The organism is Streptomyces sp. SAS_281, from assembly GCF_052542855.1.
The window spans coordinates 1-24128 of sequence record NZ_JBMNDO010000014.1; the positions used below are offsets into that span (position 1 = coordinate 1).

A 24128-nucleotide genomic window follows, 5' to 3' on the forward strand; every position below is an offset into this window, starting at 1 on the left:
TGTCCACCAGGACGGGGGCGCGCTCCTGAGCATGGTCAGCCGGCCAGTGCCGGCTCCCGTACCGGCTCCGGCGCCGTGGTGTCCGCGGCCGTACGGCGGCGCCCGCCGACGAGGACCGCGACCAGCCCCAGCGCCGCCCACACGCCGAGCGTCAGAGCGGGGACGGCCGCCGCGGCCCCGTCGAAGAACGCCACCGAGCGCAGCGCGGACCCGCCCGCCCCGGGCGGCAGCAGCCGGCCGATCACGGAGACCGGGCGGGGGAGCAGTTCGGGCGCGCTGGTCACTCCCGAGAACGGGTTGCCCAGCAACACCATGAGCAGCGAGCCGATCCCGATGCCCGGTGTCCCCAGCAGGGCGGCGAGGCCCGCGACCGGCGCTCCGACGGCGAGCACGATCAGGGCGATCGTCCCGGCCTCGCTCCACCAGTCGCCGGTGAGGGCGCCGAGCCAGCTGTCCGTCACGGCGGTGGCCAGGAGCCCCACCACGACGGCCACGCCGAGCAGCGCGACCCCGGCCCGCGCCCCGCGCAGCCGCAGCAGGGTGACGGCCGCACCGGCGGCGACCCCCGCGATGGCCAGCGGCAGGAGGCTCGCGCCGAGCACGGCACCCCTCGGATCGGCGGCGGGCGCGGACACCACGTCGGTGACCGGCACCTCGGATCCGGCCGGGGCTCCGGCGGTCACCGCCTCGCGCAGCAGCTGGGCGATGACCGTGCCGCCCGCGCTCGCGGTCAGCAGCTCGGGGCCCTCGGCGGTCACCACGACCGCGCCGTAGACGGTCCGGTCCTCGATCGCGGCCCGGGCCGCGGCCTCGGAGCCGTACCGGTGCACATCGAAGGCCCCGTCGCGCTCCTCGAACCGCTGCTGGAGCCGGTCGGCGGCCGGTGCGGTTCCGGCGATCCCGACCGGCAGGTCGCGCGGTGCGGTCCGGGCGGCGGGCCAGGTGAAGGCCCACAGGGCGAGGGTCACCACCAGCGGAACCAGCAGGACCACCACCAGCAGGCGGCGGTTCGGGGTGAGGGACATGGTGAGGGCCTCGATTCAAAGAGAATGATCGTTCGTTTTATATGCCATCGCCACTGTCGCCCCGCCGCGGTCGCTTGTCAAGAATGAATGTTCGTTTTAGGTTGGCCGCATGGCCCGTGTATCCCAGGCGCACCTCGACGCCCGCCGCAGACAGATCCTCGACGGCGCCGCGCGCTGCTTCGCCCGTGCCGGCTTCCACGGCACCTCGATGCAGGACGTGCTGAAGGAGGCCGGCCTGTCGGCGGGAGCGGTCTACCGCTACTTCAGCGGCAAGGAGGACCTGATCGCGGCCATCGCCACCGAGGCCGTCGACGGGGTGCGCCGGGCGTTCGAAGGAGCGGCCCGGGACACTCCCGTCCCCACCCCGGACGTCCTGATCGGCCGGGTGACGCGGGGCCTGTTCGCGGACGGCCTCGAAGCGCAACGGGGCCTTGAGCCCCGGGCGTACGCGGGGCTGATCATCCAGGTGTGGTCCGAGACCCTGCGCAGCGAGCGGCTGGCGGCCACCCTTTCCGAGGCGTTCGGGGGGCTGAGCCGGGCCTGGACCGAGCTGGTCGGGCTGTACCGGGAGGCCGGGGTGCTCCGGGCGGACGTGCCCGACGAGCACGTCGCCCGGGCTCTGATCGCGACCGCCCAGGGGTTCATCGCCCAGCTCGCCATGTTCGGCGACACCGGCCCGGAGGCCCTGGAGAACGGCCTGCGCGGGCTCATGTCGATGGACCTGGCGCAGGCGGGCTGACGCGGCCCCGGGGCGCTACGGACGACCCGCTCCCAGGCCAGGGGCGTTCACCGCTCGCGCATCCGCTCTCGGCGTCGCCGCTTCGGGAACCGGCCCGGCCGCCCGTCCCGGGCCGCCTCCTTCACCTTCACGGCGTACTCGTCCACGTACTCCTGGCCGGAGAGCCGCAGGATCGCGTACATGATCTCGTCGGTCACCGCCCGGACGGCCGCTTTCTCATGCTCCAGGCCCGCGTAGCGCGAGAAGTCCAGCGGTTCGCCGAAGCGGATGGCGACGGGCTTGAGGCGGGGGAGCCGCCTGCCGGGCGGCTGGATCTCGAAGGTGCCGACCATCGCGCACGGCACCACCGGCACCTGCGCCCGGATGGCCATCACCGCCACCCCGACCTTGCCCTTGTAGAGCCGCCCGTCGTGCGAGCGCGTGCCCTCCGGATAGATGCCCAGCAGCTCGCCCCGCTCCAGCACTCCGACGCCCTCGCGGATCGCGGCCCGGCCCGCCTCCTTGCCCGACCGGTCCACCGGGATCTGGCCCGCGCTGCGGAAGAACGCCGCCGTCAGCCGGCCCTTCACGCCCGGGCCCGTGAAGTACTCCGCCTTGGCCAGGAACGTGATCCGCCGCTTGAGGATCGCCGGCATCAGGAAGTGGTCGGAGAACGACAGGTGGTTGCCCGCCACGATCGCGGCGCCGTGGTCCGGAACGTGCTCCGCGCCCTCGATGACCGGCCGGAACAGCAGCCGCAGCACCGGCCCGAGAACGACGTACTTGAGGACGTAGTAGAACACGGTCTCTCCCCGGTCCGGTGGCATCAGCGGGTCGATGATGGAGACATGTACCCCGCACCCGCGCGGCGACGCCGCGGTCTCACATCCCCGCGCCGAAGTCCTGGGTCCAGACGATGCCGCCGGGGCTGTCCTGTATGCCCACGCCCAGCTCCTTGAACGAGCAGTTCAGGATGTTCGCCCGGTGGCCCGGGCTGTTCATCCAGGAGTTCATCACGTCGGCCGGCGTCCGCTGCCCCTTGGCGATGTTCTCCCCGTACGTGCTCCACCGGTAGCCGGCGGCCGTGATCCGCTCGCCGGGGCCCGAGCCGTCCTGCGAGGTGTGCGAGAAGTAGTCCCGCGCGGCCATGTCCTCGGAGTGCCGCTGCGCGGCGGTCGTCAGCTCGTCGTTGCCGGTCACCGGCGAGCAGCCCTCCTTCGCGCGCTCCGTGTTGACCAGGGCCAGCACCTCTTCCGCGTCCGACGGCGGGCTCGGCGTGGGCCGGGCCGGGGCCGACCGGGTCGCGGCGGGGGTCTCCGCCGCCGGGGGACGGCTGGTCGCGGGGGCCGTCTTCCTCGGCTTCGCCCGTTCCTTCGTCTTCGTGGCGCTCGGGCTCGGGCCCGCGGCGGAGTGCGAGGGCGAGGCGGACGGCGTCGCGGAAGCGGACGCCTCGGCGGAAGCGGTCGCGGTGACGGAGCCGTCGGTCTCGGGGGCGGTCGCGACGGAGACCTCGTCGCCGCCGTCCTCACCCGTCGACAGATGGACGGCGGCGCCCCCGGCCCCCAGCACGCCCACCGCGACGACGGACGCCACCACGGCGTTCCGCCGGCGGCGGCGCGCCTGGTCCCGTCGCAGCGCCGCCCGGCCCGGCCGCGTGGGTGCGGCGAGCGGCGTACCGGCCGCGACCTCGGTCAGCCGGGGGCTCCGGCCCGCCCCGGCCATCGCGAGCGGCACCAGGGCGAGGCCCACGAGCAGGCCCTCGGCAGGCACCAGCCCCGAGCCGAACCCGGAGCAGACCGTGCAGCCGCGCGCGTGCCGTGCGATGCGCTTGCGCCACAGCGGCGAGGGGGCCCCGTCCCACCCGATGAGGATGTCGTCCAGCAGGACGCACCGGGGCTGGGCCGCCAGCGCGCCCACCACCACCCGGGCGGTGTCCAGCTGGGCCTTCATCCGCTGCACGCGTACGGCGGTGTGCTCGGGCGACAGGTTCATCGCGGCGGCCACCTCGGCCCGGGTCAGCTCGCCCGCCGCCTCCAGCCACCACAGCGAGAGCAGCGCCCGGTCGTCCTCGTCCACCCACCGGGTCGCCTCGGCGACCTGCCGGCGCTGTCCGGACAGGCCGAGCCGCAGAATCGTCACGTCCACGAAGTCCGCCGCCGGATCGACCCGGTCGTGGCCGGTGGCCAGGGGTTCCACCGGGATCGCGGCGGACTGCCGGTCGCGCCAGTGCCCCCGTATCTCGTTCATCGCGATGGCCACCAGCCAGGAGCGGAAGCTCTCCGGGTTCCGCAAGCCGGGCAGGGCACGCAGCATGTGCAGGACCGTCTCCTGCACCACGTCGTCCACGTCCGCGTGGCCGTTCAGCGCGCGTCCGACGATGTTGTAGAGCAGCGGAAGACAGGACGCGACGAGCTGGTCCTTGGCGTCGCCGTCACCGGCCCGTGCCGCCTTGATCAACGCCCGTTCGCGGTCCTGGCCCATGCTGTGCTCACTCTTCCGGAGTCCTGTTCTGGCTTCACGCACACCTGGGAGATGCGGCCCGGCCGGAGACCATAACAAAAACCCGTCGCTCACTTGTGCGGATGCGCCGAAAGGGGTCCGGCCCCGCCACGGGTGTGGCGGGGCCGGGAGGGAATCACCGGATCATCCGGCGGGTTGTTCAGGGCGCGGTGCCCCAGGAGAGCGCACCGGCCGTGTACACGCCGACCTTGGAGGCGTCGGCGTACGAGGTGCCCGTGCCGTGGCTGTAGTCGTCCGCCTCGTTGAAGTTGGACCAGTCACTCTTGTTCAGCCGCAGCTGCATCTCACCGGTGGAGGCGCCGGCCGCGAGGGTGCCGCTGCCGAAGGAGACCTCCAGGTAGTGGCTGGCCCCGGCCGCCGAACCGCCCGACTTCACCGCCAGGCTCAGCTTCCCGCAGCCCAGGACCGCGTAGTCGCACGAGGTGCCGAAGGTGGAGGAGCCGGACTCCGGGGTGAACCAGTAGCGGAGCTTCACCGTGGACAGGTCCACCGCGCTGCTGCCCGTGTTGACCAGCTGGAGACCGAACCGGATCTGGTTGTCGGTCGCGGAGGAGTCGTTGTTCTTGTACTGGACCTTCAGCGCGCCCGTTCCGGTGCCACCCCCGGCGGAGGTGGTGACGGACAGGGCCGAGGAGGCCGCCGAGACGTTACCGGCCGCGTCCTTCGCCTTGACGGTGTAGCTGTAGGCGGTCGAGGCCGACAGACCCGTGTCGGTGTACGAGGTGGTGGTGGTCGAGCCCACCTTGGTGGAGCCCCGGTACACGTCGTAGCCGGTCACCGCCTTGTTGTCGCTCGACGCCGACCAGGACAGCGAGACGCTGCTGCTGGTCTTCGCCGTGGACGTCAGACCCGTGGGAGCGGTCGGCGCCTGGGTGTCGTCGTCGCCACCGCCGGGGTTCTCGCCGCTGCCGTCGATCGGCGGGTAGGCGTTACGCACCAGCTCCTGGAACTGCGCGGAGAACCAGTGACCCGCGAGCGGCGAGTTCGGCAGCGCGCCCGTCATGCTGTTGCCGTTGCGCCCGTTCCCCTCGTACGTCGGGTCGCACATCCGGTCGAAGCCCTTGCCCTCGTCGTTCTCGACGGGGGCGCTGTTGCCGTCCGACTCCCCCGGGGGCTTCGCCCACACGTAGGCGTCGATCCCGGGCTCGGGGGCGGCGGTGGGACGCTCACCGATGCCGGCACCGCTCTGGTTGCACCAGTTGCCGGCGTGGATGCGCCGGTCCACGCGACCGCCGTTGACGTAGGCGTCCACGCTGGTCAGCGGGCCCGCCGAGGTGGGCCGGTCGGCGCCGCCCCAGCCGTTGCGGGCGGTGTCGATCAGCATGCCGATGTTGGAGTTGAAGCCCTGGCCCACCAGCTGGGTGCGCAGCGCCTGGGCGAACGACAGCTCATCGACGTAGTAGTTCCAGTCGACCCACTTGGACTGGCGCACCGTGGTGCCGTTCACCGAGTCGGTGACCTTGAAGTTCGGCTCCTTGAGAGCCGAGTAGTTCGCCGTGTTCACGATGAACCCGGAGACGTCGTTCACCGTGGCGCCCTCGGAGGTGGCGGCTTTCTTGAACTCCAGGCCCGCCGGGGCCATGTTGCTGTCCCAGCCGAGCCAGCCGTGGTGGGCGGCGTCGACGTAGTTGTAGACGTTGGGAATGGCGCCCAGCGTGTGCAGGGCGTAGCCGATCCCCTTCTCGTAGTTGCCGTTCGCCTTCATCGTGGCGCAGGCGTCGGTCGAACCGGCCGTGCCGCCCGCGTTCGTGACGATGTTGGGCAGCGAGTCCGGCTCGATGATGGTGACGATCCGCAGGTTCGCGTACGCCGGGTCGGCGAGGATGTCGGAGATCGGGTCGATGTACTCGTTCTTGTACCGGTCGAGCTCAGTGGGGCCGAGCTCACCGTTGGACGCCAGCGCGGCACAGTCACGTCCCGGCAGGTCGTAGATGACGACCTGGAACAGGTTCGCGCCCTGCTCGAGGGCGGTGTCCAGGTGGTCGCGCAGGCTCATTGCCCCCGGCGTGCCGCCGATGGCCGCGATGCGGTCCATCCAGACGAAGGCCGGCGTGTTGGCGATGGCCGCGCCGCCGGGCTCGGCCGCGGCCTTGGCGGACCAGTCCGGGTTCACGTACGCCTTGGCGCCCACGTAGGGGTTGTCGACCCGGGCAGCCGCGGCGTCGGCGGTGGTGGGGATCGCCACTGCCAGGGCCGCGCCCATGGCCATGGCGGAGGCTGCGGCCAGCCTCCTGCGCAGACCTTGCTTGATGGTGCCTCTGGTACTCATTGCGGCTCCGTGCTCCTCTCGTACGTCTGCGGAAACTCCCCGCAGACGGGTTCATGGGGGGTGCTGCCCGATGGCGGGTTCAGCGGGGTGAGTGTTTGACCCGCCATCGGGAGTGGTGGGGTGACCGGTGGTTCAGCCGGTCAGGGGGTGGTGCCCGAGGACAGGGCGCCGTTGACGTACGCCCCGGCCTCCGGGGCGTCGGTGAAGGCCCTGACGGCGGTCCGGCTGTAGTCGTCGGAGGGGGCCGAGGACGCGCCGGTCAGCATCGACGCGGCGGCCAGGACCAGGGCGGCGGCCGTCCCGGCCAGCGCCGGCAGCGGGCGGCCTGTCACGGCTCGACACCCCAGGCAAGGGCGCCGGCGACATAGGCGCCGACCTTCGAGGAGTCCGCGTACGAGGTGTTGGTGGCCCGGCTGTAGTCGTTCGCCTCGTTGAAGTTCGACCAGTCGCTCTTGTTGAGCCGCAGCTGGATCTCACCGGTGGACGCCCCGGCGGCCAGCGTGCCGGCGCCGCCGGTGAACCCGACCTCCAGGTAACGGTCGGCGCCGGTCTTCGGGCTGGAGACGGCGACCACCGTGTGGGTGATGGTGGAGGAGCCGAGCGCCGCGTAGTCGCAGTAGGTGCCGAAGGTGCTCGGTCCGCCGTCCGCGGTGAACCAGTACCGGACCTTCACCGTCGACAGGTCGATGGGCGCGCTGCCCGAGTTCACCAGCTGGATGCCCATCCGGATCTGGTTGTCGGTCGCGGAGGAGTCGTTGTTCTTGTACTGCACCTTCACCGCGCCGGTCCCGGTCGAGCCGCCGGTCTTCGTCTTGGCGAGGACCGCGTCCGACAGCGCCGAGGTGTTGCCGCCCGCGTCCCGCGCCGCGACCGCGTAGGTGTACTCGGTGTTGGCGGCGAGCCCGGAGTCGGTGAACGTCCGCCCGGTCGCGTTGCCCGCCAGCACACCGTTGCGGTACACGTCGTAGCCGGTCACCGCGACGTTGTCGGTGGACGCGGACCAGGAGAGCGAGACGCCGTCCTTGGTGGTCGCGGTCACCGTGAGGCCGCCCGGTGCGGTGGGCGGCTCGGTGTCACCGCCCGGCTCACCGCCGCCCTCCACCAGCAGCTCCGCGTAGATCGCGAAGGCCAGGGCGAGCGCGGCCTGCGCCCAGAAGCGGTGGTACGTGAAGACGGGCGCGTCCCCGCCGTCCAGGTAGGCCTGCACCTTCGGCCAGTCCGGGTCGTCCTTGTACCAGCTGCGGATACCGATGAACGTCGAACCCGGCCGGATCGGGTCGCCGTTGGGCATGGTGCCCGACCAGCCGGACGGGATGTACACCTCGTCCTCGAACCGGTTGTAGTCCAGCCGGGTCTCCGGCACCGAGATGCCCTTGTCCGTGGTGTTCAGCGCCATCGCGTCCAGCAGGGCCTTGGCGAGCGCCGCCGCGTCCTGGTCGCCCGACTTGGCGGCGTAGTAGGTGAGCGTCTTGACGTACGCGGCACCCACGCCGACGTCGTTGGCGTAGTTCACCACCGAGACGTGCAGGCCGGAGTTGTCACCGGGCGACGCGGCGTTCCACGTGTCCGGCTCGCCCGTCCAGTTCAGCGTGGAGGGGAAGCGGAAGCTGCCGTCGGCGCCGATGGTCGTCTCGCTCGACGCCCAGGCGACCCACTTCGAGAGAACCGCCTCGGCGGTCGCGTTGCCGGTCACGTAGTAGTACGCGGCGACGCGCTCCATGCCCCACGCCTGGAAGCCGAACCAGTTGTTGCTCGCCGGGTCGTGGTAGACCGGCTGCCAGTCGTACGCCATCCCGTAGAAGGTGGGCGTGCCGGCCGGGGGCGCGCTGTAGCTGCCCTCCCAGCTGTTGGTGCAGCCGCCCGCGAGGGCGCCCTCGCTGGACTGGAGCCAGGTCAGGAACTCCAGCTGCCGGGTCAGGCTCTTGGACCAGTCCGACTTGGCCGTCGCCGACTTGGGGGTGAGCGAGGGCACGTTGGACAGCGCCCACGCGGCGAGCGGGTTCTGGTAGCCCTGGTGGGAGGCGCTGTCACCGATGCGCCAGGCCCACCCGCCGCCGCTGCCCGCGGACCCGCCCCAGGCGTAGTACCAGGACAGCAGGTAGTGCTGGGAGTCCTTGCCGGAGGCGGCCGGGCAGGAGTTGGGATCGGTGCAGTCGCCGATGCGCTTGAAGTACTTGTCGAACATGGCGTAGCGGAGGTAGTCGCCCATCTTGGCGGCCTTCGCCACCGACGCGGCGACCTGGCTCTCCTTGCCCTGCTCCGATGCCCAGCGGTACGCCCAGTAGGCAGCCTGCACCGCGCGGGCGTCGGCGTCCGGCGCGTTGGTGTACTTCCACTGCTTGGCGTAGCTGGAGTCCCCGACGAACAGGTCGAGATACCCGTTGGGGCCGCCGTACTTGAAGAGGTCGGTGGTCGGCTGCGGCACGGTCTCCCACACCGACTCCTGCGCACCGCGCTGGTAGGTGTTGATGAAGGAGGCGCCGGCTCCCGGCCCGGACTCGCCGCCGGTGCCCGGCTTGTTTCCGTAGCCGTAGATGTTGTCCAGGTCCATCAGCCAGTGCATGCCGTAGACGTCCATCGTCCCGTAGGACGAGGCGAGCTCGGCCGACAGCGGGTCGCTGCCCACCGGCACCGAGCCGTTCATCGCGGAGGGGTAGCCGCTCGGCAGCGGGTGCTCGGCCGCGAAGGTCGCGGGTGCCGAGGGTTTGTACGAGTCACTGGTGGGCTGGTCCGCGTGCTGCGGGATGATGGTCTTCTCGGCCACTGCCCAGGCCGCGTTGAACGGCGCCCAGTCACCGGTCACCCTGCCGTACGCCGCCTCCAGCCACATCCAGAAGCTGACGGCCTCCGACGTCGTCTGGTGGCCGTGGTCCGGTGCCTCGACCATCAGGGTCTCGACCGAGTGGTACGGGAGACCGTCGGGGCTGAAGTAGCCGTTCGCGGTGTCCTTGATCTTGGCGTACTGGGTGAGGAACGCCTGCGTGTACGGGTCGTCGCCGGCGGCGGCCGCGCGGGCTCCGGTACCGGCCTGCGCCGAGGCGGGCTTGGCGACCGCGGTGCCCTGCACCAGACCGATGGCCAGCACGCTGCCGCCGAGGGCGCTGCTGAACGTTCTACGTGATATCGACACAAATCCTCCAGTGGCGGGTGTCGTCGAGGGGGAGGGGAGGAGGGGAAGCGGTGGGGACGGGGTGCGGCGGGTTCATGCGCGGGTTCGCGCGGGGGAGCGGGAGCCTGAGCGGGGCCCCGGGATCAGGGCTCGATGCCCCAGACCAGTTCGCCGCCGACGTACACGGTGACCTTCGAGGCGTCCGCGTACGAGGCGCCGCTGCCGTGGCTGTAGTCGTCGGACTCGTCGAAGTTCGACCAGTCCGTCTTGCTCAGGCGCAGCTGCATCTCGCCGGTCGACGCGCCCGGGGCGAGGGTGCCGCTCGCGAAGCCGACTTCGAGGTAGCGGTCGGCGCCGGCCTTCGGGGTGCTCGCGGCCACCACCCGGTGCGTGATCGTGGAGCAGCCAATCGGTGACCAGTCGCACCAACTGCCGTACGTCGAGGCGCCGTTGTCGCCGGAGAACCAGTAGCGGACGGTCACGGCGGGGAGGCTGACCGAGGCGCTGCCGGTGTTCACGAGTTGGAGGCCGGGCTTGATCTGGTTGTCACCGGCCGAGGTGTCGTTGGCACGGTACTGGACCTTCAGCGTGCCCGGCGTGGAGCCGTCGTCGCCCCCGTCGTCACCGCCGTCCTCGTCGCCCAGGGCGGTGCGCACGGCGGCGTAGGCGGGCTTGGGGGCCAGGTTGTCGTCGTACAGGTTGGCGGCGCCCTCGCCCGGGAAGGTGCTCGGCACCCAGGAGTACTTGTCCGTGTAGTCCCAGACCGTGATGCCGACGCAGCGCTCGACGGCGAGGCAGGCGTCGACGACCTGCGCGTAGTAGGAGGACTGGGTGGCGAGCTTGGCGGCGTCCGCCGGAAGCTGCATGCGCACGTCGAGCTCGGTGACGGCGACGTCCAGGCCCAGATCGGCGAACCGCTGCATGTTCCCCTGCATCTGGTACGGGAAGCCGTACTGGGTCGCCAGGTGCGCCTGCATCCCGACCCCGTCGAGCGGGACGCCGTCGGCGAGCAGATCGCTCACGAGGTCGTACATCGCGTCGCTCTTCGCGCCCTTGCCCTCGACGTTGTAGTCGTTGATGTACAGCTTGGCGTCCGGGTCGGCGGCGCGTGCCGCGCGCAGGGCCTTGGCGATGTAGTCCTTGCCCATGGCGTTGTAGAACGGGCTGGTCCGGAAGGTCCCGTCCTCGTTGAACGGCTCGTTCACCACGTCCCAGGCGGCCACCTCGCCGCGGTAGTGGGTGGCTTCCGCTGTGATGTGGTCGGTCATGGCCTTCTCCACCTCGGTGGAGGGCAGCGCACCCACCCAGCCGGGCAGTTGGTTGTGCCAGACCAGGGTGTGCCCGCGCACGGTCTGGCCGTGCTCCTGGGCGAAGTCGGTGACCACGTCGCCCTTGGTGAAGTCGAACTGGCCGCGGGTGGGCTCGGTGGTGTCCCACTTCATGGAGTTGCCGGGGGTGATCTGCCCGAACTCGGAGCCCAGTTTCGCCGCGTAGGCCGCGTCGGGGAGCTCGGGGTTGTCGGTGGCGGAGCCGAAGTACTTGCCCTGGGCTGCGGCGAGGTCGTGCAGTGTGTCCTGCGACGCGGCCGACGCCGGCCCGCCGGCCAGGCCGGTGGTCAGGGCGAGGGCGCCGACCACGAGGGCCGGGAGCCCCGTGGTGCGGCGGGGCCTACAACGCTTCACCAAGCTCATGACAAACGCCTTCCTCTGCCGGGCAGCGCGGATCGTCACGGGGAGCGCGGCTGCGCCCCGTAACGCCCTTGCGGCTCAACGGCGTTGGGGGAGAAGGGGAGGGGGTGGAGTGTGCAAGTCTTGATTGTGGGAGCGCTCCCAAGGTGGCGTGGCGACAGGCACCTGTCAAGAGTTAAAGCGCAACTGGCTTACGGCCGTGTGAACGGCGCCACACGTCGAACGGACACCGGTCGCAGGGGAGTTGCCGCCCAGGTAACTGCAGGTAACCAGGCATGGCGGCACCCCTGCCGCGTCCCTGGCGGTCGTTCGCAATCGCATGCGAGGGGTCGCACGGGCGTCCGGAGCGCGCCGTGTGGTGAGCAGTCGTGCGGTCACCCGGTGTGAGATGTGCGTACGGAGCGGTGACGGGTTCCACGCTGCGTCCGTGGCGACGAAGCGCAGGGCAGAGGCGTGTCGGCCGGACTCGTCGGCGGTTCGGCCGGCCCGGCGGCAACGTTCGCTCCCGCGCCGAAACGCACCGGGAGTGACGGGAGAGGCAGGGGCCATCGCGGCTGCCCGGGGCGTTTGCGGCGTTCGCATCATGGTCCGCCGGGGCCGGATGTGTGCGTAACAGCCGCAGGGCCCGCGCGAGGGGCCGCCCGGTCGCGAGGCCCGGACGGAACCGGTTGCGGCCGGTCACCGTATGCGCCGGTTCACCTCTGCGTAACGTTGCCCGATCCTCGCCGGGCGGGCTCGGAACAGTGCGTGGGAGCGCTCCAGTCCCCGGGCCGGGAGGTGCCGGGAGCGCGGAACCGCCCGGGCCGGGAGGTGCCCGGAGCGCGGAACCGCCTGGGCCGGGAGGTGCCCGGAGCCCGGAGCGGCCCCGGCGGTGGGTACAGTCGTCGCCCATGACCGACGACTGGCGGCAGGACCGGATCGGCACCGCGCTCCGGGGCGGGAATCCCACGGTGCTCCGGAGGCTGAAGGCGGGGTTCGCCGCGATCGGGGACGTTCAGTTCCTGCCGGGATACTCCGTACTGCTGGTGGACGACCCCGCCGTGCAGCGGCTGTCCGAGCTTCCGCGCGTTCGGCGGCCGGCCTTCCTGGCAGACATGGACACCCTCGGCGAGGCCGTCGAACGGGCCTGCAAGCGGCTGGACCCCGGCTTCCGACGGGTCAACCTGGAGATTCTCGGGAACACAGCCCCGTTCCTGCACGCACACGTGTGGCCCCGCTACGACTGGGAGCCGCCGGAGCAGGTGGGCAGGCCGGTGTGGCTCTACCCGCGCGAGCGCTGGAGCGACGACAACCACGCGCTCGGCCCCCGGCACGCCGCCGTGCGCGAGGCGATCGTCGAGGAGCTGGACCGCCTCAGGTCTCCCGCGTAGCCACCATCCCGATCGTGATCAGCCCCAGGATCACCCAGCCGAACCAGAGCCAGCCGTTGCTCCCCAGGGCCACCGTGTACGCGGTCACCGCCACCAGAGCGCCTGCGGTGAGCATTCCCATCGTCTTCGTGGATCCGGACATGCGCGCACCCTCCTCATCGGCCGCGCGGCCGTAAAGGCCATCGTCACCCGAAAGGAGGGTCCGCCGCTACTGTCCGCGCGCCTGCAACGAGGCGAGATACGCGTTGTACGCCTGGAGCTCCTGGTCCCCGTCGCGGTCCGCCGCGCGGTCCGAGCGCTTCGCCGTCCGCTGTTCCGAGCGGTACCACTGGAAAACCAGGGCCACCAGGACCACCACCGAGGGGATCTCGCTGAACGCCCACGCGATGCCGCCCGCCGCGCTCTGGTCGGACAGCGCGTCGATGCCGAGCGAGGCCGGCGGGTTCTTGTACACCTCCACCATCGGCGTGGAGGCCATCATCAGGGCGATCCCGAAGAACGCGTGGAACGGCATCCCGGCGAACAGTTCCAGCATCCGCATCACGTAACCGGGGCGGTGGGGACCCGGGTCGACACCCATGATGGGCCAGAAGAAGAACAGGCCGACCGCCAGGAAGTGCACCATCATCACGAGGTGCCCGGCCGTGGAGCCCATCAGGTGGTCGAAGAGCGGCGTGAAGTACAGGCCGTACAGGCTGGCGATGAACAGCGGGATCGTGAACGCGGGGTGGGTGACGATCTTCATGTACCGGCTGTGCAGGAGCATCAGCAGCAGTTCGCGCGGCCCCTTCGTGCCGCGCGGCGCGACCGGCAGCGCCCGCAGCGCGAGCGTCACCGGCGCGCCCAGCAGCAGCAGGATGGGCGACAGCATGCTGATCACCATGTGCTGCACCATGTGAACGCTGAACATGACCATGCCGTAGTCGTTGAGCCGGGTGCACATCACCAGCGCGATCGTCAGCACACCGATCACGAACAGGACCGTGCGCCCCACGGGCCACTCGTCCCCGCGCCGCCGCAGCCTCAGCACCCCGTACCCGTACAGCAGCACCGCCAGGACGCAGCCGATCAGGAAGAACGGGTCCGCGGAGAAGTGGAGCCCCCGTCCCAGCGTGAACGGCGGCAGGTCCATGTTCATGCCGTGCCCGCTGTGATCCATCTGTTCACTCCCGATGGGAACGCCGGGACGTCCCTGTTTCGTGCTGGTTGTCCCGACCAGACTAGAACCGCCCCCGGCCGATCTTGCGGCCGGGGGCGGTCTCGTGCCGGGGTGTCGCTCAGAGCACGCACTCCGCCTCGGCGTACCGGGCGGCCGGGACCGTCTTCAGGGTCTCCACCGCGTGCGCGAGCGGCACCAGGGTGATGTCCGTGCCGCGCAGCGCGGTCATCATGCCGAACTCACCGCGGTGCGCCGCCTCGACCGCGTGCCAGCCGAACCGGGTCGCGAGGACGCGGTCGTACGCGGTCGGCGTGCCGCCGCGCTGGACGTGGCCCAGGATCACCGGGCGGGCCTCCTTGCCGAGGCGCTGCTCCAGCTCGACGGAGAGCTGGGTGGCCACGCCCGTGAAGCGCTCGTGGCCGTAGACGTCCGTGGCGCCCGAGGTGAACTCCATGGAGCCCTCGCGCGGCTTCGCGCCCTCCGCGACGACGACGATCGCGAACTTCTTGCCGGCCGAGAAGCGCCGGCCCACGACCTCGGTCAGCTCGTCGATGTCGAAGGGACGCTCCGGGACGACGACGGCGTGCGCGCCGGCCGCCATGCCGGAGTGCAGCGCGATCCAGCCGGTGTGGCGGCCCATGACCTCGACGATCATGACGCGCTGGTGCGACTCGGCGGTGGTCTTCAGCCGGTCCAGCGCCTCGGTGGCGACGCCGACCGCGGTGTCGAAGCCGAAGGTCACGTCGGTGGAGGCGATGTCGTTGTCGATGGTCTTCGGCACACCGACGATCGGCAGCCCCGCCTCGGAGAGCAGGTTCGCCGCCTTGAGGGTGCCCTCGCCGCCGATCGGGATGATCGCGTCGAGCCCGAGGTCGCGCACATGGCCCCGTGCCGTCTCGACGCCCCCGCGCAGATGCGCCGGCTGGACCCGGGAGGAGCCGAGTATCGTACCGCCGCGGGCGAGGATGCCGCCCACGGCGTCCAGGTCGAGCTTGCGGTAGTCGCACTCCAGGAGGCCCCGCCACCCGTCGTGGAAGCCGATGACCTCGTCGCCGTGGTCGACCACAGCGCGGTGGACGACGGACCGGATGACGGCATTGAGGCCGGGGCAGTCGCCGCCGGAGGTGAGCACACCAATTCGCATTGCCCGGGAAACCTTTGCAACGTGGGCCGACGACCGGACCACGTCGTCCGGTTGGATCCCCGCCACCCTACCGGCGCAGGGTGGCGGGACCGAACCGGGCGTCCGCCTGCTGGACGCCGCTCATCCGAGCCATGCGCCACTCATCGGACAACCAGTGAAATGCCTGGTCAGGCGGGCTGCGTGGCAGCCGCGACGCGTTCCGCGCGCAGCGCCTCGTACCACCGGTCGTCGGTCGGCGGGAGCGCGTTCACATCGAGGGCCAGCTTGAGCAGCAGGTCCGCGATCATGGGGTTCCGCGCCATCACCGGACCGTGCATGTACGTGCCGAACACGGTGTCGTTGTACGCGCCCTCCGTGCCGTCGCCCGTGCCGTTGCCCCGGCCGAACCGCACCCGGGCGAACGGCCGTGCCGTCGGCCCGAGGTGCGTGACGCCCTGGTGGTTCTCGAACCCGGTCAGCGGCGGAAGGCCCAGCTGCGGGTCGATGTCCGCGAGCACGTCGCCGACGCACCGCGCACCCTCGCCGCGCGTCGAGACCACGTCCAGCAGACCGAGGCCCTGCTCGCGCTCCCCGAGATCGTTGATGAACTCGTGGCCGAGGATCTGGTAGCCGGCGCAGACCGAGAAGATGATCGCGCCGTTGGACGCGGCCCGGGAGAGCCCGCCGTCGCGGCGCAGCCGCTCCGCCGCGAGCCGCTGTGGCCGGTCCTCGCCGCCGCCGATCAGATAGATGTCGCCCGACGTGGGCACCGGCTGGTCGCTGCGCACGTCGACGCGCGCCACGTCCAGGCCGCGCTGGCGGGCCCGGCGCTCCACCACCAGGGCGTTGCCCTGGTCGCCGTAGGTGCTCAGCAGGTCCGGGTACACCCACACCAGCCGCAGGCTGTTGTTGCTCATGCTTCGTCCTCTCCGGAGGGGCCCGGGGCCGGGGTCAGTTGCCGACACGGCGGCGCAGGTCCTGGAAGGCGGTGTAGTTGGCGATGACCTCGATGCGCCCGGGCGGAGCCTGCTGCACGGCCTCGTCCAGGTTCTCGCAGACCCGGAAGTCGAGTCCGGCCACTTCGAGGCGGACCGCGAGGTCCAGCTTGCGGTCGCCGAGCACGAAGATCGGGTGGCCCGCGAGCTGGGTGTAGTCGACGTCCCACAGCCACGAGGTGTCCGTGCCGTCCGCGCCGCGCGCGTTCACCGAGAGGATCACCGGGGTCGGCGGCGGGTCGATCAGCGAGAACGTCTCCAGCCAGCCCGCCGGGTTCTTCGCCAGCAGGAGCCGCAGCTCACGGCCGAGGAAGCTCACCACGTCGTACCGGCCGGCGACGGCCTGCACCTGGTACATGCGCTCCAGCGCCACCTGCGGCGGCACCCCGAAGACCGCGGCGACGGCCGCCGAGCTCGTGGCGTTGGCCTTGTTGGCGCGGCCGGGGAGCTGGAGGTGGATCGGCCACGCCGAACCGTGCGGGTCGAGCACGTAGTCGCCGTGCAGCACCCAGCTCGGCGGCGGACGCCGGAAACCGCACTCGCCGCAGAACCAGTCGTCGCCGGGACGCTGCATGACCCCGCCGCAGGACGGGCAGGACCAGGCGTCGTCCTTCCACGCCTGTCCGGCCGCGACCCACACCACGTTGGGGGAGGAGGAGGCCGCCCAGACGATCAGCGGGTCGTCGGCGTTGGCGACGATCACGGACTTGGAGCCGGACAGCCCCTCGCGCCACTTCTCGGCCAGCATCCGCGTCTCCGCGGCCCGGTCCAGCTGGTCGCGCGAGAGGTTGAGGAGCGCGATCACCTTGGGCGTCGTGTCACGGGCGACCCCGGCGAGGTACTTCTCGTCGACCTCGATCACGCCGTACTGGGCGTCGGATCCGCCGGCCAGCGCCGACGTGATGCCCGCGGGCATGTTGGCGCCGAGCGCGTTCGACACGACCGGGCCCGCGGCGCGCAGCGCCTCGGCGATCAGCCGGGTGGTGGTCGTCTTTCCGTTCGTCGCCGAGACGAGGATCACGTCCAGGTGCTGCGCCAGCCGCCCGAGCAGGTCGGGGTCGAGCTTGAGCGCCACCCGGCCGCCGATCACCGATCCGCTGCCCCGCCCGGCCGCCCGCGACACCGCCGCAGCGGCCTTGCCCGCCGTCACGGCCAGCTTGGCCCGCGGCGACAACGGCTCCGTGTTGCCTGCCATCGTCCTAGATCCTCCTTGCATCGGTCCGCCGCCCAGCCTATCGATGTCCGGCACCATGACCGCACGGCGGCACCGTCCGGCACGTGGAGTTCCCTTGGAATGGAGGACGCGTGAGCGGGCCGTCGCGTTCTCCATGGGCCCGCCGGCGACGGAATCCGGGTGCACGGGCGGCCGGGGGCGCGTTACCGTCGGCGTATGGACGTCAACGGCATCACCACCACCGCGACCGCGCGAGCGACCAGCTCGCCGGTTGCCGCCGTCTGACCTTCCCTTCCCCCGGCGACCGGAAACGGTCCGTCGGTGGTGCCGCGGTGATTCCTTCCCGGCCGGGTGACCGAACGGCCCCGTTCTCCGGCGCCTTCCCGCCACCCGCGAAGGAGCCCGCCCCGTGGAAACCGAACAGCTCGCCCGTATCTTCCTGGAGTACTTCGAGGAGCGCGGCCACCGCCGCGTCACCGGCTCCACCCTGCTGCCGCCGCCCGGCGACCCCGTGCTCTTCACCACGTCCGGGATGCATCCCCTCACCCCGTACCTGGAGGGCCGCCCGCACCCGCTGGGCAGCCGGCTGGTCAACCGGCAGCGGTGCCTGCGCACCACCGACCTGGACGAGGTCGGCGACGCCACCCACCTCACCGTCTTCGAGATGCTCGGCAGCTGGTCGCTGGGCGACTACGAGGGCCCGCGCAGCCTGGAATGGGGATACGAGCTGCTCACCGAGGGCCTGGGCATCGACCCCGGCCGGCTCTGCGCCACGGTGTACGCCGGGGACGAGCGCACCGAGCGCGACACCGCCTCGCTGCGGATGTGGCAGGAGCTGGGCGTCCCCGTGGAGCCGACCGTCGAGGACAACTGGTGGTCCAACGGGCCGACCGGGCCGTGCGGCCCCGACTCGGAGATCTTCCTGTGGAGCGGCGAGGGGCCGCCCGTGTCCACGCCCACGGGGGACGACCGCTGGGTGGAGGTGTGGAACCACGTCACGATGAGCCATCGCAGGCTCGACGACGGATCGTTGGTGCCGCTCCCGCAGCGCAATGTCGACACCGGGCTCGGTCTGGAACGACTGGCCTCGCTGCTCCAGGGCCGGCGCTCGGTGTTCGAGTGCGATGTCTTCGACCCCTGGCGCCGGCTTGTACCGCCCCTGTGGCCGCTGGACGAGCCCGCGCTGCGGCTGGTCTGCGACCATCTGCGCTCCGCCGTCGCCGTCATCGGTGACGGGGTCCGCCCGGCCGCCACCGGACGCGGTTACGTGCTGCGCCGCCTGCTGCGACGGGCTCTGACCGTGCTCCGGCGCGAGGACCCCTCGCGCACGCTCGGCGATCTGCCGCCCGAGCCGGTCCGGCACACCCTGGACCACTTCCGGCAGGACGTGGAACCCGGCGAGGTGCTGCGCGTGCTGGCCGACGAGGAGCGCCGGTTCGACCGGCTGCTGGAACGCGGGCGGCAGGTGCTGGCCCGGCCCCGGTTCCGCGGGACGCTGACGGAGGAGGACCTTCACTACCTCCACGACACCCACGGGCTGCCCCGCGACCTGGTCACGGCCCTGCGCGAGGAGTGAGACGACGGCGGTGCCGGGTGCGGGCCGCCCCGGCACCGCCGTCGTCGCGTGTCACGGAGTGACCACGGTCCCGCCGAACGAGACGACCAGGCGGCCGTCGGAGGCGAACGACCAGTCCATCGCCCCGTCGTAGGCGGAGCACCGGGAGCCGTTCGAGCCGGTCCAGAACTGGTTGGAGCCGTCCGCGTCGCCGACGGTCTTGTCGTTGGAGCCGTCACCGCTGCGGCAGGAGGTGTTGTCCCGGAACACCGAAGTTCCCTTGTCGAACGAGAAGTTGCGCTCCTCGTTGTCGATGCCGACGTTGTCGGACACGGTCATGGAGCCGGGGTTGCTGTTGTACGTGAAGCCGTGGTGGCCGTTGTTGTAGGCGATGTTGCGCCGCACGATGTGGTTGACCTTGATCCCGTCGCCGCCGAGCTTGAAGCCGTTGCGGTCGCCGTCCTCGTTCACGGTGCCGTCGGAGAGGGTGCCGTTGCCGTAGCTGAGGGAGTCCTCGATGGTCACCGGGCCGATGGGACCGGTCTCCGTCTTGGTGTAGAGGTCCCAGCCGTCGTCGATGTTGTTGTGCGAGACCGCGTAGCGGAAGACGTTGCCGGGGCCCGCGGTGAGCTTGGCGGCGAACCCGTCCGCGTCCTCGCCGTCGGAGTCGGCGTTGTCGTGGGACTCGGAGCTGAGGACGAGGTTGTTCGCCGGCCACTCGTCGTCGGGGGTGTCCGAGGATATCCGGGAGATCTGGAGTCCCGAGTCGTGGTTGAAGCGGGTCACGACGTGCTCGATGACGTTGTCGCTGCCGCCGACGAAGATGCCGTTGTCGCCGGCGTGCTCGACGGTGAGGCCGTCGATGTGCCAGTAGTCGCCGTTCACCGCGAGCCCGCGGTTGGCGGGGTCCTCGCTCATCTCCGAGAAGTCGAGCACCGGCCGCTCGCCCGGGTAGGCGGCCATGGTGGTGCGGGCGCCCGATGTGCCGTCGTTGCCCGGCGGGACGGTGACCGTCTGCCCGTAGCGGTACGTGCCGCCGCGCAGGTAGATCGTGCCGCCGGCGTTTACCCGGCTGATCGCCGAGGCGAGCGTGGTGGGGTCCGACTCGGTGCCGGCGGCGTCGGCGGTACCGTCCGGCGCCACGTACAGCGCGGCGGCCGCCAGGGAAGCGTTTTCCGGACTGGGGGCAGCTTGTGCGGTGGTGCCCAGGACGGCGAGTGAGCCGGCGAGCAGGCCGGCACATGCGAGAACAGGCTTGAGCTGCATCTTCTACTCCAGGTGGGGGGAGTGGGCCGGACGGGCTGCCGCCCGGCGGGGTGCAAGCGCTTTCCATCGACCGTAGAGTGACGCCATGAGCACGTCAATGGTCATGCATGTATTCGACAATCGGATATGTGAACGGCGAGGCGCCTCTACGGGAAGGTGTGCGGGCGCAGCACCATGAGGGAGTCCTCGGGCGTCGCCACCATGGCGAAGGGGAACCGGTCGAGTTCGAGGCAGAGCGCCACGTCATCGGGGTGGGACCCCGCGCGCACCCCCTGCGCCAGCTCGGCGGCGGCGCGCGAATCGCCGGCCCGCCGCAGGTACGGCTCCGCGTCCGCCGCCTCTCCGGCCGCCCGGCGCGCGATGTACTGGGCGCACGCCAGGTCCTCGTCGGCGCGCCCGTCCTCTCCGGTGACCACGAACGTGACGTCGTCGCGACCGCGTTCCCGCAGCAGCCGCGCCGTCGCCTCCGCCACCACGAAGCCGGCGCACAGCACCAGGGACGCGTCCTTCACCGCGAGGGCGCCGACCGTTCCCGCCGTGGTCTTCTGCACCACGGTCCGGCCGCCCAGCTCCTGTGAGCGCAGCCGCCCCGGCGAGTTGACGGCGTCGAACCCGCGCGCGGGCGCCCCGTCCTTGAGGGCCACCCAGTCCGGATGACGGCCCTTGAGCGCCAGCGCCTCGTCCAGTGAGCCGGCGAGCACGATCTTCTCCGCGCCCCGGGCGAAGGCCCAGGCGGCCACGGTGTAGGCGCGCATGACGTCGACGACGACCGCCACGGAGGGGGTCGCGGGCAGCTCGGCGATACCGAGGAAACGGGCTTCCATCCGCCCATGATCGCCCACGGCCGCCCGCGCCCGTCCGGACAGCGGTGCGGCCGACGGCCCGGAAGGGTCGCCCGGGTGAGCGCGGCCGGGGCGTTGACGGAGGCCCCGGCAGGTCGTCCGGCGTCTCCGGGGCCACCCCGTGGAACGTACGATGAGCGCCATGCGCAACCGCCCGATCCCCGGCAGTTCCGGAATCGTCCGCACCATGAGCCTGCTCGGCGACCCGGTCCTGCACGCGGCGTGCGAACCGGTCACGGAGTTCGGCGCACCGCTCGCCCGGCTCGTCGAGGACATGTTCGCCACGATGTACGAGGCGCGGGGCGTCGGGCTCGCCGCCAACCAGATCGGTGTGCCGTCACGGGTGTTCGTCTTCGACTGCCCCGACGACGAGGACGTGCGGCACCTCGGGCACGTGGTGAACCCGGTCCTGGTGGAGGCGGACGGGGTCACGGTGCGCGGCTCCGAGGGCTGCCTCTCGCTCCCCGGCCTGGAGGCCGGTACCCCGCGCTTCGACCACGCGGTGGTCGAGGGCGTCACCATGACGGGCGAGCCGGTCCGGATCGACGGCACCGGCTTCTTCGCCCGCTGCCTCCAGCACGAGTGCGACCACCTGGAGGGCCGGGTCTACACCGACCGGCTGACCGGGCTGCGCCGGGCCAGGGTGCTGCGCGCGGCCCGCCGGGCGCCCTGGGCGCGTACGGGCTGAGCCGGCCGGCGGCCCGTCAGAAGCCGGGCCCGTCCGCGCGGTCGCCCGCCCCGGCCAGCCTGCCCCAGAGGAGGTCGGCAAGGCTGCGGACCAACTGTTCGCGCGAGCAAGGGCGTTCGCCCAGCCACCAGTCACCGGCCGCGTGCATCATGCCGACGATGCCGTGCCCCCAGATCCGGGCCATCGCCTCGCTGTCCGGGCCGAGGTCCACCCGCTCCGCGATCACCGTGGCCAGCTCCTCGCCCAGGCGGCGCAGCAGTGGTGCGGAGTGCCGGCCCACGTCGAAGCCCTGCTCGGGGGCGGGGGCCGAGTCGTCGGACGGGTGCATCAGGAAGCGGTAGACCTGGGGGCGGGCCTCGATCGCCGCGAGGTAGGTGTCGAGCGTCGACTCGACCCGGGCGCGCCGTTCCGCGGGGGCGTCGAGCGCGGCGCGCAGGGCGCTCAGCAGTGCGTCGGTGTGCCGCTTGGCGAGGGCCCGGTAGAGCCCGCCCTTGTCGCCGAAATGCCGGTAGAGGATGGGCTTCGTGATGCCCGCCTCCGCCGCGATGGCGTTCATCGAGGCCCCGGGGCCGTCCCTGAGCACCACGCGGTCGGCGGCTTCGAGCAGCTCTCGGCGGCGGCGCTCGGCCGTGGTCCGCTGGCGCTCGGCCTGTCGTGTGGTCTCCATGTCGTCTCTCCCACCCCTGACCGTGCCTGTCCGTCGTGCCTGCGCAACGTAACACCCTGCCCGGCGGGGTGCGGATGGCGTCTCATGCGGTTGACACAGGCTACTTGCCGGTAACAGACTGTTGTTACCGCAAGTAACGAAGCGCTTCGACGGCAGTACGTGGAGGGGAACATGGCCGAGTTCACGCTTGAGCTCAACGATGACCAGAAGCAGGTCCGTGACTGGCTCCACGGCTTCGCCGCGGACGTGATCCGTCCGGCCGCTTCGGAGTGGGACGAGCGTGAGGAGACGCCCTGGCCCGTCATCCAGGAGGCGGCGAAGGTCGGGATCTACTCCCTCGACTTCTACGCCCAGCAGTTCTTCGATCCTACGGGCCTCGGCATCCCGATGGCCATGGAGGAGCTGTTCTGGGGCGACGCCGGCATCGCCCTGTCGATCGTCGGTACGGGCCTGGCGGCCGTCGGCGTCCTCGCCAACGGCACCGAGGAGCAGATCGGCACCTGGATCCCGCAGATGTACGGGGACGCCGACGACGTGAAGGTCGCGGCGTTCTGCTCCTCCGAGCCCGACGCCGGTTCCGACGTCGCCTCGATGCGCACCCGCGCGGTGTACGACCAGGCCAAGGACGAGTGGGTGCTCAACGGCACCAAGACCTGGGCGACCAACGGCGGCATCGCCAACGTCCACGTGGTCGTCGCGGTCGTCGACCCGGAGCTCGGCTCCAAGGGCCACGCCTCCTTCATCGTCCCGCCGGACACCCCCGGCCTCTCCCAGGGTCAGAAGTTCAAGAAGCACGGCATCCGCGCCTCGCACACCGCCGAGGTCGTCCTGGAGGACGTGCGCGTCCCCGGACACTGCCTGCTCGGCGGCAAGGAGAAGCTGGACCAGCGCCTGGCCCGTGCCCGCGAGCGTGCCGCCACCGGTGGCGAGCGAGTGAAGAACGCGGCGATGGCCACCTTCGAGGCGTCCCGCCCGGCCGTCGGCGCCATGGCGGTCGGCACCGCGCGGGCCGCGTACGAAGTGGCGCTCGACTACGCGAAGACGCGGACCCAGTTCGGCCGGCCGATCATCGACAACCAGGGCGTCGCCTTCCAGCTCGCCGACATGCGGACCCAGATCGACGCGGCCCGGCTGCTGGTCTGGCGCGCCTCCTGGATGGCCACCACCGGCAAGCCGTTCGAGTCGGCCGAGGGCTCCATGTCCAAGCTGTACGCGAGCGAGACGGCCAAGAAGGTCACCGCCCAGGCGGTCCAGATCCTCGGCGGCAACGGCTTCACCCGTGAGTACCCGGTGGAGCGCATGCACCGGGACGCCGCGATCTACACGATCTTCGAGGGCACCAGCGAGATCCAGCGCCTGGTCATCGCCCGCACCCTGTCGGGCATGCCCATCCGCTGACCGCGTCGCGAGGCCCGTCCGGGCGTCGTCCCCGGCCCCCGTCCCACCGGCACGTTCCGGGAGGCGGGGGCCGTGGTCGTGGAGCACTCGCGATGGTGTGCACCTGCCATGTACCTGTAGATTCCCGGTGGAGATCGTGACCGGGTGATGGAGGGAGCAGGGCATGGCCAGAGCCGGTGCGGTACGGATCGCGGTGACCGCGGCGGCGGCCTTCGGGCTCGTGGTCACCGTGCAGACGACGGCGCACGCCGAGCCCCGGACGGTCGAGGCCGTCTTCGGTGGCTACGGGGAGTGGAACGCGGACCCGTACGGCTCCGCCCCCGGCGACTCGATCCGCGCCTGCGACACCGTCGCCGACGGCTGGAGCATCGAGGTGAAGCTGGACATCGGCCGGGACGGCACCTGGGACCGCACCGCCACCACCCGCGGCCACACCTCGCCGTACTGCACGCCGTGGAGGACCGGCAACATCAAGGAGGGCACCCCCGTCCTCATCCAGGTGGCGAACGTGGGCGGCGATGCCACCTACCCCAAGGGCTCCGTGCTGCTCAGCCGCGCCTGA

Annotated in this window: 21 protein-coding genes; 6 read left to right on the forward strand and 15 right to left on the reverse strand. The window is 71.5% G+C overall.

All coding sequences use genetic code 11. From position 1 onward, the window contains the following. Positions 1-35: 35 nt before the first annotated feature. Complete coding sequence (locus ACN6LM_RS07810; protein WP_445064537.1) at positions 36-1025, reverse strand: ABC transporter permease; 990 nt, start codon at positions 1023-1025, stop codon at positions 36-38. A gap of 109 nt (positions 1026-1134) precedes the next feature. On the opposite strand from ACN6LM_RS07810, the gene ACN6LM_RS07815 reads away from it, so the two are divergent. Further along, on the forward strand, positions 1135-1764 hold the full coding sequence (locus tag ACN6LM_RS07815; protein ID WP_445064538.1) for a TetR/AcrR family transcriptional regulator: 630 nt from the start codon (positions 1135-1137) through the stop codon (positions 1762-1764). Between the two features lie 47 nt (positions 1765-1811). Here ACN6LM_RS07815 and ACN6LM_RS07820 read toward each other — a convergent pair whose 3' ends face one another. The 6 genes from ACN6LM_RS07820 to ACN6LM_RS07845 all read right to left on the reverse strand — a co-directional run bounded on the left by ACN6LM_RS07820 (position 1812) and on the right by ACN6LM_RS07845 (position 11332). Continuing rightward, complete coding sequence (locus ACN6LM_RS07820; RefSeq protein WP_445064539.1) at positions 1812-2546, reverse strand: lysophospholipid acyltransferase family protein; 735 nt, start codon at positions 2544-2546, stop codon at positions 1812-1814. Positions 2547-2625: 79 nt separating this feature from the next. Then, the gene (locus tag ACN6LM_RS07825; RefSeq protein ID WP_445064540.1) at positions 2626-4224 is read right to left on the reverse strand and encodes a sigma-70 family RNA polymerase sigma factor; all 1599 of its coding nucleotides are present in this window, start codon (positions 4222-4224) and stop codon (positions 2626-2628) included. Between the two features lie 178 nt (positions 4225-4402). Next, the gene (locus ACN6LM_RS07830; protein ID WP_445064541.1) at positions 4403-6532 is read right to left on the reverse strand and encodes a glycoside hydrolase family 6 protein; all 2130 of its coding nucleotides are present in this window, start codon (positions 6530-6532) and stop codon (positions 4403-4405) included. A gap of 140 nt (positions 6533-6672) precedes the next feature. Continuing rightward, complete coding sequence (locus ACN6LM_RS07835) at positions 6673-6864, reverse strand: hypothetical protein (RefSeq protein WP_445064542.1); 192 nt, start codon at positions 6862-6864, stop codon at positions 6673-6675. Further along, complete coding sequence (locus tag ACN6LM_RS07840) at positions 6861-9617, reverse strand: glycoside hydrolase family 48 protein (protein WP_445064607.1); 2757 nt, start codon at positions 9615-9617, stop codon at positions 6861-6863. Before ACN6LM_RS07840 ends, ACN6LM_RS07835 begins: the two co-directional genes overlap by 4 nt. Positions 9618-9784: 167 nt before the next feature. Then, a complete protein-coding gene (locus ACN6LM_RS07845) occupies positions 9785-11332 on the reverse strand; it encodes an endo-1,4-beta-xylanase (protein ID WP_445064543.1) in 1548 nt (515 codons plus the stop codon). An 887-nt stretch (positions 11333-12219) separates the two neighbouring features. On the opposite strand from ACN6LM_RS07845, the gene ACN6LM_RS07850 reads away from it, so the two are divergent. Further along, positions 12220-12699 carry a diadenosine tetraphosphate hydrolase gene (locus ACN6LM_RS07850; protein ID WP_445064544.1) on the forward strand — a complete coding sequence of 160 codons (480 nt, stop codon included), beginning with the start codon at positions 12220-12222 and terminating at the stop codon, positions 12697-12699. On the opposite strand, the gene ACN6LM_RS07855 is transcribed toward ACN6LM_RS07850, so the two are convergent. The 5 genes from ACN6LM_RS07855 to ACN6LM_RS07875 form a co-directional block, all read right to left on the reverse strand. Beyond that, positions 12683-12841, reverse strand: a complete 159-nt coding sequence (locus ACN6LM_RS07855; protein WP_203600147.1) for a hypothetical protein — start codon at positions 12839-12841, stop codon at positions 12683-12685. The genes ACN6LM_RS07850 and ACN6LM_RS07855 overlap by 17 nt on opposite strands. Positions 12842-12907: 66 nt before the next feature. After that, the gene (locus tag ACN6LM_RS07860; RefSeq protein ID WP_445064545.1) at positions 12908-13858 is read right to left on the reverse strand and encodes a cytochrome c oxidase assembly protein; all 951 of its coding nucleotides are present in this window, start codon (positions 13856-13858) and stop codon (positions 12908-12910) included. A 118-nt stretch (positions 13859-13976) separates the two neighbouring features. Beyond that, positions 13977-15002, reverse strand: a complete 1026-nt coding sequence (locus ACN6LM_RS07865) for a 6-phosphofructokinase (protein ID WP_164398849.1) — start codon at positions 15000-15002, stop codon at positions 13977-13979. Positions 15003-15169: 167 nt separating this feature from the next. Then, positions 15170-15898: a type 1 glutamine amidotransferase gene (locus ACN6LM_RS07870; RefSeq protein WP_073865163.1), complete on the reverse strand. Its 729-nt coding sequence runs from the start codon at positions 15896-15898 to the stop codon at positions 15170-15172. A gap of 34 nt (positions 15899-15932) precedes the next feature. Beyond that, entirely contained in the window at positions 15933-17171 is a 1239-nt protein-coding gene (locus ACN6LM_RS07875; RefSeq protein ID WP_073968916.1) for a Mur ligase family protein, read from the reverse strand. A gap of 388 nt (positions 17172-17559) precedes the next feature. Here ACN6LM_RS07875 and ACN6LM_RS07880 point away from each other — a divergent pair, with 388 nt between their 5' ends. Further along, positions 17560-18726 (forward strand): alanine--tRNA ligase-related protein, encoded by a 1167-nt coding sequence (locus tag ACN6LM_RS07880; protein ID WP_445064546.1) that lies wholly within the window; start codon positions 17560-17562, stop codon positions 18724-18726. 51 nt (positions 18727-18777) lie between these two features. On the opposite strand, the gene ACN6LM_RS07885 is transcribed toward ACN6LM_RS07880, so the two are convergent. Both ACN6LM_RS07885 and ACN6LM_RS07890 read right to left on the reverse strand, forming a co-directional pair. After that, a complete protein-coding gene (locus tag ACN6LM_RS07885) occupies positions 18778-19971 on the reverse strand; it encodes a right-handed parallel beta-helix repeat-containing protein (RefSeq protein ID WP_445064547.1) in 1194 nt (397 codons plus the stop codon). A gap of 146 nt (positions 19972-20117) precedes the next feature. Further along, positions 20118-20795: a 2-phosphosulfolactate phosphatase gene (locus ACN6LM_RS07890; protein ID WP_445064548.1), complete on the reverse strand. Its 678-nt coding sequence runs from the start codon at positions 20793-20795 to the stop codon at positions 20118-20120. Between the two features lie 151 nt (positions 20796-20946). On the opposite strand from ACN6LM_RS07890, the gene def reads away from it, so the two are divergent. Continuing rightward, positions 20947-21501, forward strand: a complete 555-nt coding sequence (gene def / locus ACN6LM_RS07895) for a peptide deformylase (protein WP_445064549.1) — start codon at positions 20947-20949, stop codon at positions 21499-21501. A gap of 16 nt (positions 21502-21517) precedes the next feature. On the opposite strand, the gene ACN6LM_RS07900 is transcribed toward def, so the two are convergent. After that, complete coding sequence (locus ACN6LM_RS07900) at positions 21518-22168, reverse strand: TetR family transcriptional regulator (protein WP_445064550.1); 651 nt, start codon at positions 22166-22168, stop codon at positions 21518-21520. Positions 22169-22339: 171 nt separating this feature from the next. Here ACN6LM_RS07900 and ACN6LM_RS07905 point away from each other — a divergent pair, with 171 nt between their 5' ends. Both ACN6LM_RS07905 and ACN6LM_RS07910 read left to right on the forward strand, forming a co-directional pair. After that, positions 22340-23566 (forward strand): acyl-CoA dehydrogenase family protein, encoded by a 1227-nt coding sequence (locus ACN6LM_RS07905; RefSeq protein ID WP_018105241.1) that lies wholly within the window; start codon positions 22340-22342, stop codon positions 23564-23566. Positions 23567-23729: 163 nt separating this feature from the next. Next, positions 23730-24128, forward strand: a complete 399-nt coding sequence (locus ACN6LM_RS07910) for a hypothetical protein (RefSeq protein ID WP_445064551.1) — start codon at positions 23730-23732, stop codon at positions 24126-24128.